This is a genomic window from Geobacillus thermodenitrificans subsp. thermodenitrificans DSM 465 (genome assembly GCF_000496575.1).
GTDB lineage: Bacteria > Bacillota > Bacilli > Bacillales > Anoxybacillaceae > Geobacillus > Geobacillus thermodenitrificans.
The window spans coordinates 38,314-57,868 of record NZ_AYKT01000011.1; the positions used below are offsets into that span (position 1 = coordinate 38,314).

A 19,555-nucleotide genomic window follows, 5' to 3' on the forward strand; every position below is an offset into this window, starting at 1 on the left:
CCCTCCGCTTCACTCCACTGCAAGAAAATATTCACCGTCAAACGAATATAAGTAACATTCCGCCACCGGCACGCGCCAAATTTGTTCAATGGCCCGCCGGTAGAGGCGCATTTGTCCCCCGTAACGACCAAGCAAAAAGCGGGTCGCCTCCTCTTTTTGGCCGGCAAAACGGCCCGTCACCTCATCCGTCTTATAGTCGATCACCACATAACCGCGTTCATCGGCAAACACGCAATCGACCACCCCTTGCACGAGCAGGCGGCGGCCGCTCTCCATCCCTTCGCTGCCGTATAGCTCGTCAGCCGGAAGCCCTAAGCTGAACGGCACTTCTCGGTATACTTCGCGGGCGGCGCAAAGACGGCGGCCGATGTCCGTGGCGAAAAAGGCGACGATCGCGGCGGCATCGACCGTTTCCGCTTGCTCAGCCGACAGCAATTCTTTTTCCACAAGCCGAATGATTTGGCTGCGGATTGACGATTCGTCCATCGGTGCGTGCAAGTCGAGATGGCGCATGACCACATGAAGCGCAGTTCCTTTTTCGGCCGGTGTCAACGTTTTTTCCTGCATAAAACGCGGCCGGGAGAACAGCGGTGCCGTCCCTTTGCGCGGCAGCCATTCGTCCGCCTGTTCGCCAAATAACGCCTGCTGTTCTTTCAGTTCTGAGACTGACTGCTTAGCGCGCACGACCGTCTCCTTGCCGTAGCGATACCGCCACAATAAGCGCCGCCTTGCTTCCTCTTCCCATTCCCCTTGAGTTGGAACAGGGCGGCCTTGTTCGAGCGCAACAAGCGCGCCGCCATCCTCCCGATCGGTTGATACCTCAGCGTTGCGAAGTTTGGCCGCCGACACGATCTCAAAACGCCACACCGACGGATGGAAAGCAATTTCGTCCGGCCGATTCACCTCGACTAAAGAACGCCCGTCTCGATGGCGGATGAGCGCTCGACCGATCCAATCTAAGTACGAGCGGGCTGATGCACGCACATCGTCAGGAAGGAGCCAACCGCTTTCAGCAGCTACCCCTTTCCATTTTTCAATCTCCTTATCCGCATCGTTGACGGAAGCAAGCAAGTACAGCTTCTCTTTCGCCCTTGTGAGCGCGACGTACAAAATGCGCATTTCCTCGGCAAGCAGCTCAAGCCGCTTTTTCACTTGAATGGCCAACAGCGGCAGCGTCGGATAGCTGATGCGCAGCCGCGGATGGACAAACCGGGCGGCAAAACCGAGCTCTTTATCAAGCAAATACGGGGAATGCAAGTCGCGCGTATAAAACGGGCGGGCAAGTCCAACAAGAAAAACGATCGGAAATTCGAGTCCTTTGCTGCTATGGATCGTCATGACGCGCACGACATCTTCCTGATCGCCAAGCGGACGGGCCGCCCCCAAGTCATCGCCGCGCTCTTGCAGCCGTTCAATGAAGCGGAGAAAGCGGAACAGCCCTCGAAATGACGTCGATTCATATTGCCGGGCGCGATCATACAAGGCGCGCAAATTGGCTTGCCGCTGCTTTCCGCCCGGCAAAGCGCCAACAAAATCATAAAATTGTGTGTCGCGATACAGCTGCCAAATCAGATCCGCTAATGAACGGCGGCGCGCCATCGTACGCCATTCTTCCAACTTGTTGAGAAAGGAAATCGCTTTTTCCTTAGCGTTCTCTTCCTCATCCGTTTCTGCTGTTTTTTGACAAAACGCTTGCAACGCCTCGAAAAACGTGCCTTTTGGGTCGCTGAGGCGGATCATAGCAAGCTCATTTTCATCAAACCGGAATAGTGGTGAGCGAAGCACAGCCGCTAGCGGAATATCTTGATACGGGTTGTCGATCACTTTCAACAGTGACAACATAACCGAAATTTCCGTCGCCTGAAAATAACCAGATGATAAATCAGCGGCGGCCGGAATGCCCTGCGCCTGCAGCTGTTCAATCATTTGCGGCGCATTTGTCATCGAACGGACGAGCACAACGATATCGCGATACATGGCGCGCCGCTGTTGTCCACTTGAGCGGTCATACACATAAAACGGGCGGGAAACGATCTCTTTAATTTTTTCCGCCATCAAACGCGACTCAAGCTCGGCCGCCTCAAGTTCGGCTGTTTCCTCTTCGTCCTCTTCCGACGTACGCTGCCGATCGATGATCATCACTTCCGGAACGGCATCCGTTCCCTCCGGATAATCGGCGCCGTACTTGAGCTGCGCCGCCTCATCGTAAACCATTTCCCCGACCGCTTCCCCCATGATTTGTGCGAATAAAAAATTCGTTCCATCAAGCACCTCAGCACGGCTACGGAAGTTGCTCGCCAAGTCGATTTTCATTCCTCCTGCTTCTCCATCAGCGGTAAACCGTTTGTACTTATCAAGAAACAGCATCGGCTCAGCGAGGCGGAATCGGTAAATCGACTGCTTGACATCGCCAACCATAAACAAGTTGCCCGTTCGCTCGCTTCCTTTTTTGACGAGCTGCAAAATCGTTTCTTGGACAAGGTTCGTATCTTGATATTCATCAACGAGTACTTCATCAAACTGTGCCTGGTATTCCAAAGCCGCGGATGACGGCTGCCATTCGCCAGTTTCCGGATCGTACTGCCGCAAAATGCGCAAACAGTAATGCTCTAAGTCGGAAAAATCGACGATCCCTTTCTCCCGTTTCGCTGCTTCAAACATGGCGGAAAAACGGCGGACAAGAGCGGCGATCGTTTCGACGACCGGCTTCATCTCACGCATGTGGCGAAGCCAGGCGGATGGATGGAGCGAAAACACGTTGTCGCGCAGTGCTTCGATTTTCTTCTTCGCCTGATCACGCAACGATTTCGCTTCATCGATGAGTTCTGCGTCAAATCCGTCGCCGCGGCAAGGAGGAAGACGACCAAACGACAGCGATTGCAACGCATGATATAGCTCATCCCACGACCCGGACAGCCGTCTTTCCAAATCAGCGATTAAGTCCATATCTTCGCGCAGCCGCTTCTCGTACGGCTTTGGCCCGCTTTCTTTCTCGGCAAGCGCCAAAGCCAAGCCGATAAACCGCTTAGCCGCCGCCAACTCCATCGCTGCGTGTTGGGCGATATAGCGTGCCGGTGGCAGCGTCTCGACATTCGTTTGTTCATCGACATCATACATCGATACTAAATCGGCCAACCATTCGTCCGGTGCCGGATGGGAACGGGAGAATTCGTAAAGCGCCAAAATCATCTCCTGCAGCTCCGCGTCACTGCGGTCACCGGTATAGGCATCGACAACAGCGAAAAAGCGCTCATTGTCCGCCTTCCCGTATTCCTCCTCAAGCAGTTCCTCAAGGACATCTTCTTTCAACAGCTCGATTTCCGTCTCATCGGCAATGCGGAACGACGGGTCCAAATCGAGCAAATAATAATACTTGCGGATCACATCCAAACAAAACGAATGGAGCGTCGAAATCGAAGCGCGGTTGAGCAAACTGAGTTGACGCCGCAAATGGAGCGAATGCGGCCGATTGGCAAGCTCCCGTTCAAGCGCTTCGCCAATCCTCGCTTTCATTTCGGCCGCTGCCGCATTCGTAAACGTGACGACGAGCAGGCGATCGATATCGACCGCCCCTTCTTCCGCCGTCACCTTTTGAATAATTCGCTCGACGAGAACAGCCGTTTTTCCCGATCCGGCCGCCGCAGCGACGAGAATATCCCGGCCGCCGGCTGCAATCGCCTTCCATTGTTCATCCGTCCACCGACTTCCAGCGGGCTTCGGGCGAAACGTGGCGTTCATGACTCTTCCTCCCTTTTCCCTAATGTTTCGATCACCGCATCCTTCGTCTGTGGCGTGAGTTTCCGATATCCATTGCCGGACAGTGCCTCATCAAATTGGCATACCGGTTTAAAGGCGCAAAACTCACACGCCGTTTTGTTTTTCAGCTTGTACGGGGCGATCGAGACGACCCCGTCGGCAATTTGCCCACCAATATCCACAAACAAGCGGCGGACGTGTTGGCGCAACGCGGCAAAATCAGAGGCGCTCGCCACTGAAGAACGCGAGTGGATCGCTCCGGTTCTCGTCAGCTGGGCAGGCACAATGAGCGACCATTGCCCGTTTTCTGTTTGGCTGTCCATCAGCCGAATTGTCTCGGCATCGGCGAGCAACAGCCCGCGCATCCGGAACGGCTCAAGCAACTTTCTCGCCACTTCCATTTCATTGTCAAGCCATTGCTTGGCTTGAATAATCGGATTGTGGATATGGAAATAAAGAACCCCTGCCGGCAACGCTGGCTCTCCAACAAGCTGTTCAGCGTACGTCAGCACAATATCCAAATACGTGAACATTTGCAGCGCTAAGCCGTAATATACTTCCGTCAAATCGAGCGTTTTGGCGCTCGATTTGTAATCGATGATACGAAGGAGCACGCCCTGGCTGCTTTCCGCCTTATCAACGCGGTCGATTCGTCCGACGAGCTCCATCACTGTTCCGTCGCGAAGCTGGAAACGAAGCGGGGGCAAGTCGCCGCCCGGTCCGAACGACAACTCGAACCCGACCGGAGCAAAGCCGCTTGCCCGCGCATGTTCACTCAATACGTGCGTCGTGCGGGCAACAACATTTTTTAATTTTCGTTTCATATATTCATAGCGGTTAGAACTTGATAACACTTGTTGCTGGATGAGCGGGGCAATCCGCTCGACCGCTTCGGCCGACAGCCGCTCGCATTCTGATCTTGATAGCTGTTTCCAATCAAGGTGCTGTTCACGCACTCGGTCAGCAATTTGCTTAATGGCAGCATGGAACAATTGTCCAACATCCGGCGCCTCAAGGCGAAAGACGTTCCGCTCTTTCAGGCGCAGCCCATGCGAGGCGAAATGGGCATACGGACATTTTTGAAACTGCTCCATGCGCGAGACGCTCGCCTGAATTTTTTTTCCGTACAGCCGTCGGCTCCATTCTCTTTTGAGCACCGCCTGATTCGTATAAAACAGCCCTGACACAGCCTGCTCTACTCGCGCCCTCCACTCCGGATGACTGATTAACACGTTATATACATCCCACCAAAGCGGATCGATACCATAATTTCTCTTCCACGCCCGCAGCTGGCTGATGAGGTACGTCTGTGTCGCCCGCGGCACGGTGACAAACGTCTCCGGCTTCTCTTCGGGAGCATCGAACGGATCATTGCCGCATAAATGAACAGATACACGCGGAAACAATTGAACTAACTGCTTAATGAGCGGGGACGGCATGAGCGCTTTCCCCTCACCATCAGCAAGCGGATACGTAACGTATAGCCGTCGGCTCGGGCAGGCAAGAGCCAAGTAAACAAAAAATGGGTCGTAAAATAGCTGTTCCCGCCCTCCTGGTGCAAGCGCCACCCCGAGTTCGCGCAATTGCTCTCGCTCGACCTCGGCCACTAATCCCTCATCTTTCACTTTGGCTGGGATGACGCCGTCATTGACGCCGATGATAAATGCATACTTGACATCAATCAGGCGCGAACGGTCGAGCTGAGCGACGATCACCTGATCGATCGCTGGCGGAACGAGAGCGAATTCGAGCCGGTCGAGCCCAGCTTCGATAATTTTGGCAAACTCGGCAAGCGGCAACGGTTCCGCTCCGAGCATTTCGACATATTGGTCGAGCAAATCAACAACCGCATTCCACGCTTGTTCGTGTTGGCGCGCTTCGACGAGGCGTCCATCCGCTTCCGCCTGAGCGCTCATTTGCTCTAGTTTTTTTGGAATTTGCAACTCTTCTAAAAAGAGATATAAAGCCGTGCAAAGACCGCGCCCATCGGCAGCTCTCCGCAGACGGCGCTCAAGCCGACGAAGCGGCGCGGCCAACGCCTCACGCCATTCGTTGAGCTTGTCTTCAAACTGCCGCTCTTCATCCGTCTGCGGCACATTCAGCCCGTCAAGCGCCTGGTAGCGGCGATATGTCCAACGTTCGTCGCTCGTCCACTTTTCGCCTTTCACCCCATGGGCAAGTACGTAGTTTTCGAGCTTATCAGCCGCCTCACGCCACATGGCCAAATCGCCGTCAACCGGAAAGAGCAAATCCGTTTTTACAGCGCGAAAAACCGCCTCATAGCGCCAACGCGTCACCACCGTCTCCAAAGCCGCACGCACAAGTTCAATGAGCGGATGATAATGCATCGGCTCCTTTTCATCCATAAAATAGGGGATGTCAAAGTCAAAAAACACTGTTTTCACAAGGTCACGATATGCCTCCGTCTGGCGGATGATGAGCGCAATGTCGCGGTAGCGTGCCCCTTCGTCACGAACGAGACGGATGATTTCCCGGGCGACCGCCTCAATTTCTGCGCGGCGGTTGGCCGCCTCGTAAAGGCAGATCGCGTCGGTCTCCGCTTCGTACGGAAGCAGCGGGCGGCGATGAAACTGCTCTTCAAGATGGGCAAGCGCCTTGTCTTGGTGGCGACGGTTTACGGAAAGCACGACCGGCGATTCAATCATAATATCGTTGGCCAAAGCGAGCTCACGCAACTGACGGTATGTCTGTGCGGGCAAGTAAAAGAGATCGAGCTCGTCCGGCATCCCGACATCGTACGGGCGATCGGCCGTCAAGCAAACGGTGACGCGCCGACAGCGGTGAAGAAGCTGTTCTATGACCATATATTCTTGAGGGGAAAAATGATGAAAGCCGTCGATATAAATGTCAGCACCATGCAAATAGCTGGAGCGGGGGATGTGCTCAACAAGCAAGCGCAAATAATCTTCCGAATCAAGATAATGGCCAAGAAGGCTTCGTTCCAATTCTTCATAAACGAGTGCCACATCGCTTAACTTATCCGCTAGCAGTCGACGGCCTGGTTGGCCTGATCCACTTTCAAGCACTCCGGCATGGCGGCGGAGTTCATCCGGCGTCAAGCAATACCGCTTGCACTCTGCGATCATCTCATGCAGCTGTTCGACAAAACCACTTTTGTCTGCCGCGCGTCCAAACAGCTTCAGCTCTTGTTTGCGCTGTTCAATAATTTTGCGAATCATCATTTGCACGCCAACGTCGTGAACATGGTAACGGTTCATGCCGCCTGTTTCTTGCAGCACGCGCCAAGCGAGGCGGGGAAAACTGAACACTTGGGCGCGGATCATCCCTTCCGTTCCCTCCGTATGTATTAACGCGTATTCGCATTGAAACGTCATTTGTTCCGGGACAAGATAGACGATTGTCCTTCCCTTTGGATCTTCTTGTAACTGGCGGCGAATTTCTTCAAGGCAGGCAGTCGTTTTTCCGCTTCCTGACCGGCCAAGCAAAAACCGCAGCGACATAGCAATCACCACCATTCATTTCCTTTATCCTTCATTTTAGCACACATGTTCGTATTTGACGAGCTGTATCAGCTCTATTCATCTACTACAGCAACGAAACATCAAAACATCGTTACCCCAAGCAATCCCATAAAAAGATTTCAAAGCAACGCCGCCCGAAGCTCACGTTTCCAATCATGGGCTTCGGACGGCAAATTTCGGCAAAGAAATAAAGTTTTTCTCTAGCTGGCGCTCCGACAACCGAGTTTTGCAAGTCGCTGTCCTAAAAACGGAAAGCAAACTGTTCAAACGGCCAATAACGGAGATCGACCTTGCCGACGACCTGATCGATTTTGACAAAACCGAAATGGCGGCTGTCCCAACTGCCAAGCCGATTATCGCCAAGCACGAAAATGCAACCGGCCGGCACTCGTCTTTCTCCGGTCACCTCTTCAAGGGTAAAATCGCCCGTCAGCTTGCCGCTAATCAATTTTTTCTTATACGGTCGTAAATATGGTTCGTCAACTTTTTTTCCATTGACATACAATATATCGTTTTTATATTCAATCCGGTCCCCCGGCAGCCCAATAACCCGCTTTACATAATCCTCCTTTTGGTTGGCATGAAAAACGACAATGTCAAATCGGCGGATCGATCCGATTTCGTAGGACAGTTTATTGACAATCAGCAAATTGCCGCTTTGCAGCGTCGGCATCATCGATTTTCCCTCTACCATGTAGCTGCTGAAAACAAAAAAACGGAGCGCCACGATGAAGCAAACGACGGTCAGCCATGGCCAATGATATCTCCGTTTTTCCTTTTTCTTTTCTTTCGTCATTCCCCACCCCCCTCGCCACGTTGTTTTTCTGTCAGCGAAAATCTTGCTTCTACCCGTTTTCCTGCATACCAAAGCAACAAAACAACCAAAGCAATTCCAGCCGTGCGCAATGGCTGACGAACAAGCGCCACGATGTCATAACCGATAAAACTAATCATAAAAATCATGACCATCTTTCCAAGCAATACCGCAAGCACAAACTGTTGGCGGCTGATGCCCGACAGCCCAGCGACAATATTAATGAGCGCTGACGGAGTGAAAGGAAAACAATAAAGCAAAAACAGTGGGCCAAATCCGTGTCGTTCGATCCAGTGCATGAACCGACGCACTTTTTGATGGCGGCGGACAAAATGAAAGAAACGCTGCCGGCCGATTCTCCGCGTTAACCAAAACACGATGAGCGATCCAAGCGAAGCACCGAGCCAAGAAATGAAAAATCCTTTCCACAATCCAAACGCAGCGGCGTTCGCCATGACAAAAACGACCATCGGCAAAATCGGAAAAAACGACTCGAGCAGCGTCGCGGCAATGCCGGGAAACACGCCAAATGAGCGGTAATGTTCGAGCAAGGAAAGCACGTAATCGAGCGTGAACCATTGTTCGAATGTTTCCATATTCATGCATCTTTCTCCATTCAAATGCCGTTTATATTTTTATTTTACACGCTCGGTCGTGCAATTTGAACTCATCTTTGTGAAAGCCCATTTTTACCATCAATGCTCTGGCACATCTTTTTCTTTTTTCTGCTGCATGCGGAATATGTATTGTAGCTTGCGCTCTCTTGCTTCCATTCGGTCTGACAGTTTCGTCCGCAATTGAGCCGTTCGATATAATTGATTGATAAAGGATTTGTAGGATACATCGAGGAATACGCTTTTTCCGTTGCGGAAATAGACGACGGTTCGCTCATATTTAGCAGGTTCATACCTATAGACATGCATATGGGACAACCAAACGCAGCCGGAATCTCTCGGGGAAGAAGTCGGGAAGACATAAATTCCATTGGACGGTTCGACGGCAATCGGTGCCTTATGAGTGATGCCGATCAACGCCTTTGTCCCTTCTTTTCTACCTTGGAAGCTGCATCCATAATAATCACAGCTCTGTTTAATGATGTCGGTTGGCGTTTTTTTGACAATATATTCGCCATCTTCCTCAATGACTTTTGCATAGATGTCGCTGTTCAACAAGTACGGAAGAATTGCCATTGTATAACGGCTTACGACAAAATGTTCTAGCACGATAAATTCATTCACTTTCATCGATTCATCCCCTTTCCTAATCAACTGATAACTACTTCTATCATACCATCAAAAGTTATATTTTTCTATATTTTGAAAAAAATTATTAGTCTTTTTATCATAAAAAAACCCATGACGATCGTCATGGGTATGCTATGAATTTTCAAATATTTGGCCGATCTCTTTGGCTGCTAAGTATTCATTAGCCTGCTCAAGCGCAGTATGTTCACCGACTGAATCTCCCGCGTACGTTTCCTCATTCATCGTCCATTGTTCAAAATGGAGATCTGTACTAACGCGAAATTCAGCGGGCATCAATTCCGGCAGATCATTTGTTCTCTTTTCCATCCCATCGCCTCCCTATGCCTATAGGGTGCGCCATCTTTTTCCTTTTATGCACTAAAAAAAGCCCGGAGAGACCGGGCCTTCATCTACATCCATTGTTGATTTACATTAAGCAGTTGTAAACTGTTCCTCCTCAGTTGACCCTTTTAAGGCGACTGTGGACGACTGGCCGCCGGAGATGACTTGAGCGACTTCATCGAAATAGCCAGTACCAACTTCACGCTGATGGCGCGTTGCCGTGTAGCCGTACTTTTCAGCGGCAAATTCGGCTTGCTGCAGTTCGGCGTATGCTGCCATGCCGCGATCTTTGTAGCCGCGTGCCAACTCAAACATGCTGTAGTTGAGCGCATGGAAGCCGGCGAGAGTGACGAATTGGAACTTGTATCCCATTTTACCGAGCTCTTGCTGGAATTTGGCGATCGTTTCGTCGTCCAATTTTTTCTTCCAGTTAAATGACGGCGAGCAGTTGTACGCGAGCAGCTTACCTGGAAATTGCTCGTGAATCGCTTCCGCGAATCGGCGTGCTTCATCCAAATTTGGTTCGCTCGTTTCACACCAAATAAGGTCGGCATACGGCGCGTAAGCAAGTCCGCGAGCGATCGCTTGGTCGAGGCCTGCCCGTGTGCGATAAAACCCTTCCGTCGTCCGTTCGCCGGTAATAAACTGTTGATCGCGCGGGTCAATGTCGCTTGTGATCAAGTCAGCAGCATTCGCATCGGTGCGAGCGATGAGCACAGTCGGGACACCCATGACGTCAGCAGCAAGCCGCGCTGCGATCAAGTTGCGCACCGCCGTTTGCGTCGGCAAGAGCACTTTCCCACCTAAATGGCCGCATTTTTTCTCCGACGACAGCTGATCTTCGAAATGGACGCCGGCCGCCCCGGCTTCGATCATCGCTTTCATGAGCTCAAACACGTTCAGCTGGCCGCCGAATCCAGCTTCCGCGTCAGCAACGATCGGCACAAAATAGTCAACATCGCCACTACCTTCTAAATATTGGATTTGATCTGCACGTTGCAACGCTTGGTTAATACGTTTGACTACATGCGGAACGCTGTTGGACGGATACAAGCTTTGATCCGGATACATATGTCCTGCGAGGTTGGCATCGGCCGCTACCTGCCAGCCGCTTAAGTAAATGGCCTTCAATCCAGCTTTCACTTGTTGCACGGCTTGATTTCCGGTCAACGCACCGAGCGCATGAACGTAATCTTCCGTATTTAACAGCTTCCATAACTTTTCAGCTCCGCGTCGAGCGAGCGTATGCTCAATATCAAGCGAGCCGCGCAGTTTAATAACATCTTCGGCGCTGTACGGACGGACGACCCCTTTCCAGCGCTCTTCATTTTTCCAACTTTCCTCCAATTGTCGGACACGTTCAGCAAATGACGCCATTTTTCCTTCCCCCATCCCTATTGTTATATTACATTGTTATGTTTACGGTTTTTATTATATAACAGTTAGAAAAAAATGCAAGTGTTTTTTTTGAAACTTTTTTTAATTAAGAAAATAGACGCATAACGTTCATAAAAACGATATTTTTTCTGTCCATCATTTTGGTATGATCAATAGTAGAGGAGTGATGATCATGAAAAAATGGTATATGATTGTCGCAGCCCTTGTGCTTGTTGGCATTAGCATCGGCATCTTTTACTTTGCTGTTTATAAACCGTCTGCTATGCGTCTGCCCGATGATGTGACGATGGAAACAGCATGGGGAGCCCCTTATTCCTTTGACGACTTGCCTCCAAAAGTTCGACTCGTCGAATTCATCTATACGAACTGCCCGGATATTTGCCCAAATACGACGATGCAGATGGCGAAACTGCGCGACCGGCTGCAAAAAGCTGGAGTGTTCGGGCGTGACGTGGAATTCGTTACGATCACCATTGACCCCGTACGCGACACGAAGGAAAAACTGCAAACATATGCGAATACGTTTGGAGTGACTGCTGATGGACAAGGGTGGGTGTTTTTGCGTGGCAGTGAAGCAGAGACAAAAAAGACGGCAGACGCCTTCAACTTCCAATACCGTGACCCCGGAAACGGCATGATGGTGCATACGTCACTCGCTTACTTGCTCAATCGGGACGGACGGGTCATTGAACAGATCGGCATGGGGGAATCACGATTTCGTGTTGATGAAGTGTACGAAGTGATTATGGATGAATTATCATGACGGTTCGATATACGGGCAACCTATGGAAATGAAAAAGGGAGCATTGTCTGCTCCCTTTTTTATTGACCATTCGCATTGAACGATTGACACTTTAAATAAGCATAGAATAACAACTAAGAACTGCGACCGAAGCAAGCACGACAATAATGACATTCGCTCCTAGCCAGGCCGCAATCACAGCCGCCGCAAAACCGATGATCCCAAAAAGAATATCGTCTTGAATGAAAAAAATATCAGGAATAACGAGTGCACCAAGTGCAGCGTACGGCACATTTTTCAGCACCCCTTGCCAAAATGGCGACAGCTCGACGCGTCCGAACAGCACAAGCGGTAACATTCGCGGCAAGTAAGTGACGAGTCCCATGCCAATAATCATCCAAATGATCGCGTTATTCATCCTTATTCCCTCCCTCTTTCGCCAACCATTGAACAACGACTGCCGAAAGAAGCGTCGCCAGTACGATCGACCATCCTTTAGATAGATGAAAGACAAAGGTACCGAGCGAGTTGAATACGGCGGCCAATCCTGCCAACCATACCGTTTTCCGCTGCTTTTTTAGCGCCGGGACGAGCAAGCCGATAAACATGGCGTACAAAGCGACTGACATGCTGTCTTGCAAGCTTTCCGGCAAACTCTTCCCGACAGCATAACCGATGCCGGAATTGACAACCCAACTACCGTACGCCATCATAATCAATCCAAACATATACGAGGCGTTGACCGTTCCCTCTTTCATAGCCGCAACAGAAAACGTTTCATCCGTAATGCCAAATGCATACAGCGCCTTTTTCCAAAGCTCATCCGGCTCCGCTTTTTCGCTGAGGGAAGCGGACATTAAAAAATGGCGAATGTTTAAAATGAATGTCGTTAAAATGATTTCAAATATACCGGTACCGACCGAAAGCAAGCTGAGCGCAATATATTGCGAGGCGCCAGCAAAGACGATGACGCTCATAAGCACTGTTTCCGCGAGCGTCAGCCCGGTCGTCTTGGCAAGCAGCCCAAACGTCAGGGCAATCGGCATATAGCCGATGGCGATCGCCACTCCGGCCTGCATCCCTTGACGAAACGGCGCCATTTTACTAGCCGTCCATGTCGTTTCCATCCATCCATTCCCCCGTTTCACTAGTTTGATATGTTTATTGTCTAAAAATTGCTGTCATTTCGCAACCCGAACATATGTCAATTCTTTTATTTCTATTAATCAGGAAACCCTCGCTTAGAGCAAAGCGGGAGTAGGGGAGGAAATCAATTTATGATATAATCGAATTGATTTATTATTCGCGCAATTGAAAAGGAGTGCACTTTTATGTCAGTGAAACCGTATGTATTGACCGAACGTGGCGTTCTCCGCTGCGAGCAAGTAACATATCCCATGGAAGAACGCGGCTTGCAGTTTGGCGATGGCGTCTATGAGGTAGTGAGCCTATACAACGGAGCATATATTTGGCTTCAAGAACATCTCGACCGCCTGTACCGTTCGGCAGCGGCTATTCGCTTGTCTGTCCCATTTGCTCCCGAAGAGCTGTCCGAGCGGCTTGAACAGCTTCGCCGTATGAATGATGTGCACGAAGATGCGATTTTGTATTTGCAAGTGACAAGAGGCAGCTTTCCGCGCAACCATGCGTTCCCGACAGAAAATCGTCCCAATTTGTATGCCTACATCCAACCGATGGCAAGAAAAACAGATGAAATGACACACGGCGTACGCGCCATTTTAACGAAAGACGTTCGTTGGGAGTACTGCTATATTAAAAGCTTGAATTTGTTGCCGAACGTGCTAGCGAAACAAGAAGCGGTCGAGCGTGGAGCGTTTGAAGCCATTCTCCACCGTGACGGCGTCGTGACCGAAGGCAGTTCGTCCAATATGTTTCTTGTCAAAGGTGAAACGGTGTACACCCATCCGGCGACAGAACGGATTTTAAACGGCATCGTCCGCACGAAAGTGAAGCAGTTTTGCGCCGATCTTGGCATCCCACTGATTGAAAAAGCGTTTTCGGTTCATGATATTGCCGAAGCAGACGAACTATTTTTAACAAGCACAACCTCAGCTATTATTCCGATCATTCAAGTCGATGACACAACAATCGGCAACGGCCAGCCAGGAACGGTAACAAAATCGTTGCAAGCCGCTTACCAAAAGGCGACACAACCGGCCACAAGCAACGCTTGACTGGCTTAGTTGAACAAACGAGGTGTCCCCACGCTCTTCCTTGGGACACCTCGTTTTGTTTATGAGCTGAGCACAGCGCGGTCGCTGGCGAATTGGCTGCCTCGGATGCGCTGAAACTCCTCAAGTAGCCGCTCGACCGTCAATTCCTCTTTTTCCTTTCCTTCGGCGGAAAAAATGACTTGTCCGCCATCCATCATGATGAGCCGATTACCAAGGCGAATCGCCTGCTCCATATTGTGCGTCACCATCAGTGTCGTCAAATTGTGTTGGGCGACGATTTGCTTCGTCAGTTCGGTCACAAGCTCGGCCCGCGCCGGATCGAGGGCAGCAGTATGCTCGTCAAGCAAAAGCACATCCGGCTTCGTAAACGTCGCCATCAATAACGAGAGCGCCTGCCGCTCTCCACCGGAAAGAAGGCCCACTTTGGCGGTAAGCCGATTTTCCAGCCCTAAATGGAGCGATTGCAGCGTTTCCCGAAACCATTCACGCTTTTGCCTCGTGACGCCGAGGCGAAGCGTGCGCCGCTTCGTCCGATTGTAGGCGAGCACTAAATTTTCTTCAATCGTCATATGCGGTGCAGTGCCAGCCATTGGATCTTGAAAGACGCGTCCGATATAGCGGGCGCGCACGTGCTCCTTGAGCGTCGTCACGTTGCGGCCGTTGATCCATACTTCACCCGTGTCAGGAGACAGCCGCCCAGCGATGATGTTCATCAACGTCGACTTTCCAGCACCGTTGCTGCCGATGACGGTGACGAAATCGCCGGGGGAAAGCGTTAAATCAATGCCGCGCAACGCAATTTTCTCATCAGCCGTGCCTTCATTAAATACTTTTGTAATTCGTTTTAGCTCCAGCAACGGGCTCCCCCCTTTCCAATTGCTGCGCTTTCCGCTTTTTCCGCCGCTTTTCTTTTTGTGCCGCCCACACGTTTGGCACGATGAGCGCCGATATGACAATGAGTGCGGTAATCAATTTCACATCGCCCGTCTCCAAAAACTCGACACGTAAAGCGAGCGCCAAAATAAGACGATAAACGATAGCGCCGCCGATGACCGCCCACGTCGCGCGTACAACCGAATGGGCGCCGAACAACGCCTCGCCGATAATCACCGAAGCTAAACCGATGACAATCATCCCGACCCCCATGTTGACATCGCTGAATCCCCCATACTGGGCGATAAGCGCTCCAGAAAAGGCGACAAGCGCATTTGACAGCCCGAGTCCAAAGACGATGAGCCAATCTGTGTTGGCGGAAAAGCTCGCTACCATCGGTTTGTTGTCTCCGGCCGCCCGCAGCGCGATCCCAACCTCTGTTTTCATTAACCAATCAAGAACCCCTTTGACCACCAACGTCAGCACCGCCATCGAACATAAGATAGCCCATGTCCGCGGTGCAAATCCCGTAAAGGAAAGCAGTTGATTGAGCACCGCATCGAATCCAGTTTGTTGCCAAGCAGCTGTGATCTTCGTAATGACCGTCTCCTGCTGCAACAGCGGTACATTCGATTTTCCCATAATACGCAGATTAATTGAATACAAAGCGATCATCATTAAAATGCCGGATAAAAGCGGGTTAATTTTCCCTTTCGTATGCAGCAGCCCGGTCAACGTTCCTGCAGCAAAACCTGCTAAAAGCGCTGCGGCCGAAGCAGCAAACGGATTCGCTCCACCGACAATCATCACGGCAGCGACCGATGCGCCGGTAACAAAGCTGCCGTCAACCGTTAAATCAGGAAAATCCAGAATGCGAAATGACAAGTAGACGCCAAGCGCCATGATGGCATAAATCAAGCCCACTTCCACAGAACCAAACATCGCTGTCCACACAATTCTCACCTACTTTTTGGCAATAAATCCCCCCTTCACGGAAGGAGGGATAACCGTTTATTCGATATATTCAGCGATCGAATCCCATTCTGGGTTGAGTTCAATTCCCATTTCTTGCGCCGCTTTTTTGTTAATGACAAGCTTTAATTTTTGTGGGTATTGAACCGGCAGATCGGCCGGCTTCTTGCCGTCTTGCAAAATTTGCGCCGCCATTTCCCCAGCTTCGTAACCGATGTCATAATAGTCAAACCCATATGCTGCAAACCCGCCGCGCTTCACCGAGTCGAGCTCGCCGACGAAAAGAGGAATGTCATGTTCATTGGCGACTTGAATGACCGACTCAAGTGCTGACACGACCGTATTGTCGGTAATGATGTACAGACAGTCAACTTTGCCAACGAGCGATTCAGTCGCCTGTTTCACTTCGGCCGACGTAGATACTGATGCAGAAACGATTTTCAAATCGGTGCCTTCCATTGCTTTTTTCACTTGATCGACTTGGGCGACTGAATTTTGTTCACCGGCGTTATACACCATACCGACACGGTTACCTTTAATATACTTAGTAATAAACTCCACTGTTTTCGGAATCGCCTCCGGATGTGTGTCGGTCGTACCTGTCACATTGCCGCCTGGCTGTTCCATCGATTGAACCAGTTGGGCGCCAACCGGGTCGGTCACTGACGTAAAAATAATTGGAATGTCTTTTGTTGCATTAAGCGCCGCCTGTGCGCTTGGCGTCGAGTTGGCGAAAATCAAGTCAACGCCATCGGAGGCAAAGTTTGTAGCAATCGTTTGGTTATTGCTTTGGTCGCCTTGGGCGATTTGTACATCATACTTGACGGACAGCCCCTTGTCCTTTAGCGCCTGCTCAAATCCTTCGCGCGCCGCATCAAGTGACGGATGCTCGACGATTTGTGTCACCCCAATTTTATATGTTTTTTCCTTCGCTTCCTGCCCGTCGTCGTTTCCTTGGCTGTTTCCCGTTTCTTTCGCTCCAGTGCAGCCGCTAAGCGCCAAAATACTTGCTGCGCATAACGCCACAAGCCGCTGCATATGTTTGCCCATCATCCGATCCCCCCTATGTAGATAAATTTAGTCCTTTTGAACGTTTATGCTTTTATGTGTCAAATTATATAAGTTTATCTCTTTAATTTCAATATACTATTCAAAAAAAAGAAAAAGTGCTGAACATTCAGCACTATTAAGTGTGAGAAGCAGTCAACCGTTCTTTCAATGCTCTCCGTAAAATTTTTCCTGTTGCATTTTTCGGAAGTTCCTCTAAAAAGTCGATTTCACCCGGCACTTTATACTTCGCTAACCGCTCGCGGCAGTAGGCGAGCAATTGCTCCTCCGTTAGTTCTGGATTTTTCGTGACGACAAACGCCCGTACCATCTCGCCGTAATCCGGATCTGGCACACCGATCACAGCGGCTTCAACGACATCCGGATGGCTATACAACACTTCCTCGACTTCGCGCGGGTACACGTTGTATCCACCGACGATAATCATCTCTTTCTTTCGGTCGACGATATAGAAATAACCATCTTCGTCCATGCGCGCCAAATCACCGGTGTGCAGCCAACCGTCTCGCAAGGCAGCGGCTGTTTCTTCCGGCATTTTGTAATACCCTTTCATGACATTGGGACCGCGGACGACAAGCTCGCCTACTTCTCCGATCGGCACTTCTTCACCATATTCATTGACGACTTTGTTTTCAACGTTTTTAATGCTCGTTCCAATTGAACCGGGCTTGCGCGGCCGGTCGAGCGGATTGAAACACGTAACCGGCGACGCTTCCGACAGTCCATACCCTTCTGAAACGATCACATTGAATTTTTTCTCAAAGTTTTCAAGCAACGCGACCGGCATAGAAGCACCACCCGAGATGCAAAGACGAAGCGTCCGCAAATCGTCTGCACTTCCTTCTTCATGTTGATAAAGGAAGTTGTACATTGTCGGCACACCGGCAAAAATCGTTGCCTTTTCTTCGCGGGCTAGCGCAAACAATTGTGATGGGCTGAACTTTGGCATGATAAGTACTGTTCCTCCATTCATCAGCGGAGCGTTGAGCGCCACTGTCAGACAAAAGACATGGAACATCGGCAAGGCAGCAATCACGCGGTCATTTTCATTAATGCCTAAATAATCCGCCGTGTCTTGAGCATTGCTGTACAAGTTTTTATGGGTAAGCATCGCTCCTTTTGGCTTACCGGTCGTTCCGGACGTATACAATATAACAGCGACATCATCATCCTTCAGCTCCGGCCCTGTAAAATCTGGGCTGCCGGCAGCCAACACTTCTGCAAACGATTTCATCTCTCCCGACAATGAAATACCTTTTTCTTTCCCTTGTGGCGTTTCACAAACGATCGCATACTTCAATAGTGGCAGCCGCTTCTTCGCTTCGGCAAACAGCGGGGCGAGCAAATCGAGTCCGATCGCCGCCTTGACATCGCCATTATGTAAAATGTAGGAAATCTCCTCCGGCGTATAAATCGGATTAATCGGAATCACTGTCGCCCCAAGCCGAAGCGCTCCATACAGACTGACGACAAACTGAGGAGAATTGCCAAGCAACAGGGCGACATGGTCTCCTTGGCGAATGCCAAGTTGCGCCAGTCCATCAGCAAATTGTGATATGGCAGCATTCAATTGCCGATACGTGTATCGTTCCCCCATAAACACATATGCATCCTTGTCTGGTAGTTGTTTCGCCATTTGCGCTAGCCGCGCTGTTAAATTCATCATCATCCCCCCAAAATGAATGAATACCCATTCATTTTATAAGTAAAAAAATTCGAACTATACCAATTATAAAAAAAAGAACAGCAAAGAGCAAGAGAAAGCGTTTCCTTTGCTGTTCTTTCGTTGCTCAACTTATCGCTCCCAGACAAGACCGGTTCGGGCAAGGCGAATGACACCGCGAAACGTCCGTCCCGCCTCCTCGATGAGCTGTTCATGACGGCCAATGTGCGGCAAATGCGTCAACCATAGTTCACCAACGCCCGCTCCTTCAGCGATGGTTGCCGCTTCTTCACTCGTCATATGTCCGGCAGGCGCTGCGTTTTGTCCAGCGTAAAAGTTGCATTCACAAATGAGCAAATCAGCTCCTTTAGCAAACGGCACAAACTCCGGTATATAGCTAGAATCAGCCGTATACACGATCGTGTTGTCGCCGGCGGTAATACGCATCGCGTAGCAAGGCACCGGATGAACCGTTTTTAGAAATGTAATTGAAAACGGCCCAACAGCAAGCTCCCCTTTCGGATCATAGGCGATCCCTTCCGTAATGCCGTTATGCGTTAAGCGCTCAAATGCTTCCTCGTCTTCCGTGTGACCATAAATCGGCAGCACCGGCAAGTCAGCTCCTAATGTTTTATGGATGAGGCGCGCGTATTGAAGCGGACCAATATCAGCGATATGGTCGTAATGGTAATGAGAAAGGATGACCGCATCTAAATCTTCTACGGTCGTATAATTTTGCAGCTTAGCAAGTGCTCCGCTCCCACAATCGACAAGTAGGCGAAAACCGTCATGCTCGAACAAATACGCCGATGTTGCTTCATTGACGGCTGGAAACCCTCCCCAATAGCCGATGACCGTTACTTTCATTTCCTGTTCTCTCCCTTCATTCATTTTGTCTTCATCATACACAATTGTGTTCATTTTTTCATCTTTGTCGCCTTTTTGTTTTAAAACACATATTGACACATCGTTTTGTGTTATAGTA

The 19,555-nt window shown here is 50.3% G+C and carries 16 protein-coding genes; 2 read left to right on the forward strand and 14 right to left on the reverse strand.

Features of this window, described 5'->3' with window-relative positions; translation table 11 throughout:
- Positions 1-9: 9 nt before the first annotated feature.
- The 7 genes from addA to aceA form a co-directional block, all read right to left on the reverse strand.
- Complete coding sequence (addA, locus tag DSM465_RS0111725; protein ID WP_029761433.1) at positions 10-3,738, reverse strand: helicase-exonuclease AddAB subunit AddA; 3,729 nt, start codon at positions 3,736-3,738, stop codon at positions 10-12.
- A complete protein-coding gene (gene addB, locus DSM465_RS0111730; protein WP_301336406.1) occupies positions 3,735-7,238 on the reverse strand; it encodes a helicase-exonuclease AddAB subunit AddB in 3,504 nt (1,167 codons plus the stop codon). The genes addA and addB overlap by 4 nt, the downstream gene beginning before the upstream one ends.
- Positions 7,239-7,500: 262 nt before the next feature.
- Positions 7,501-8,055: a signal peptidase I gene (gene lepB, locus DSM465_RS0111735; protein ID WP_011886885.1), complete on the reverse strand. Its 555-nt coding sequence runs from the start codon at positions 8,053-8,055 to the stop codon at positions 7,501-7,503.
- Positions 8,052-8,675 (reverse strand): TVP38/TMEM64 family protein, encoded by a 624-nt coding sequence (locus DSM465_RS0111740; protein WP_008879092.1) that lies wholly within the window; start codon positions 8,673-8,675, stop codon positions 8,052-8,054. Before DSM465_RS0111740 ends, lepB begins: the two co-directional genes overlap by 4 nt.
- Positions 8,676-8,768: 93 nt before the next feature.
- Positions 8,769-9,317: a competence protein ComK gene (locus DSM465_RS0111745; RefSeq protein ID WP_008879093.1), complete on the reverse strand. Its 549-nt coding sequence runs from the start codon at positions 9,315-9,317 to the stop codon at positions 8,769-8,771.
- Between the two features lie 132 nt (positions 9,318-9,449).
- The gene (locus DSM465_RS0111750) at positions 9,450-9,644 is read right to left on the reverse strand and encodes a hypothetical protein (protein ID WP_008879094.1); all 195 of its coding nucleotides are present in this window, start codon (positions 9,642-9,644) and stop codon (positions 9,450-9,452) included.
- Between the two features lie 105 nt (positions 9,645-9,749).
- Positions 9,750-11,036 (reverse strand): isocitrate lyase, encoded by a 1,287-nt coding sequence (gene aceA, locus DSM465_RS0111755; protein ID WP_011886883.1) that lies wholly within the window; start codon positions 11,034-11,036, stop codon positions 9,750-9,752.
- Positions 11,037-11,229: 193 nt separating this feature from the next.
- Here aceA and DSM465_RS0111760 point away from each other — a divergent pair, with 193 nt between their 5' ends.
- On the forward strand, positions 11,230-11,820 hold the full coding sequence (locus DSM465_RS0111760; RefSeq protein ID WP_029761434.1) for an SCO family protein: 591 nt from the start codon (positions 11,230-11,232) through the stop codon (positions 11,818-11,820).
- Positions 11,821-11,911: 91 nt separating this feature from the next.
- Here DSM465_RS0111760 and DSM465_RS0111765 read toward each other — a convergent pair whose 3' ends face one another.
- On the reverse strand, positions 11,912-12,217 hold the full coding sequence (locus DSM465_RS0111765) for an AzlD domain-containing protein (RefSeq protein WP_008879099.1): 306 nt from the start codon (positions 12,215-12,217) through the stop codon (positions 11,912-11,914).
- Complete coding sequence (locus DSM465_RS0111770) at positions 12,210-12,926, reverse strand: AzlC family ABC transporter permease (RefSeq protein ID WP_008879100.1); 717 nt, start codon at positions 12,924-12,926, stop codon at positions 12,210-12,212. Before DSM465_RS0111770 ends, DSM465_RS0111765 begins: the two co-directional genes overlap by 8 nt.
- 204 nt (positions 12,927-13,130) lie before the next feature.
- Between DSM465_RS0111770 and dat the strand changes: the two genes are divergently transcribed.
- The gene (dat, locus tag DSM465_RS0111775; RefSeq protein WP_011886881.1) at positions 13,131-13,994 is read left to right on the forward strand and encodes a D-amino-acid transaminase; all 864 of its coding nucleotides are present in this window, start codon (positions 13,131-13,133) and stop codon (positions 13,992-13,994) included.
- Positions 13,995-14,053: 59 nt separating this feature from the next.
- Here the strand turns inward: dat and DSM465_RS0111780 are convergent, their stop codons facing one another.
- The 5 genes from DSM465_RS0111780 to DSM465_RS0111800 all read right to left on the reverse strand — a co-directional run bounded on the left by DSM465_RS0111780 (position 14,054) and on the right by DSM465_RS0111800 (position 19,437).
- Positions 14,054-14,851 carry an ABC transporter ATP-binding protein gene (locus DSM465_RS0111780; RefSeq protein WP_011886880.1) on the reverse strand — a complete coding sequence of 266 codons (798 nt, stop codon included), beginning with the start codon at positions 14,849-14,851 and terminating at the stop codon, positions 14,054-14,056.
- Complete coding sequence (locus DSM465_RS0111785) at positions 14,817-15,809, reverse strand: ABC transporter permease (protein WP_035498507.1); 993 nt, start codon at positions 15,807-15,809, stop codon at positions 14,817-14,819. The genes DSM465_RS0111780 and DSM465_RS0111785 overlap by 35 nt, the downstream gene beginning before the upstream one ends.
- A gap of 69 nt (positions 15,810-15,878) precedes the next feature.
- Positions 15,879-16,889, reverse strand: coding sequence for an ABC transporter substrate-binding protein (locus DSM465_RS0111790; RefSeq protein ID WP_011886878.1), 1,011 nt, complete (start codon positions 16,887-16,889; stop codon positions 15,879-15,881).
- Positions 16,890-17,025: 136 nt separating this feature from the next.
- Positions 17,026-18,570 (reverse strand): fatty acid--CoA ligase family protein, encoded by a 1,545-nt coding sequence (locus tag DSM465_RS0111795; RefSeq protein ID WP_029761436.1) that lies wholly within the window; start codon positions 18,568-18,570, stop codon positions 17,026-17,028.
- Between the two features lie 132 nt (positions 18,571-18,702).
- Positions 18,703-19,437, reverse strand: a complete 735-nt coding sequence (locus DSM465_RS0111800) for an MBL fold metallo-hydrolase (protein ID WP_011886876.1) — start codon at positions 19,435-19,437, stop codon at positions 18,703-18,705.
- Positions 19,438-19,555: the final 118 nt, after the last annotated feature.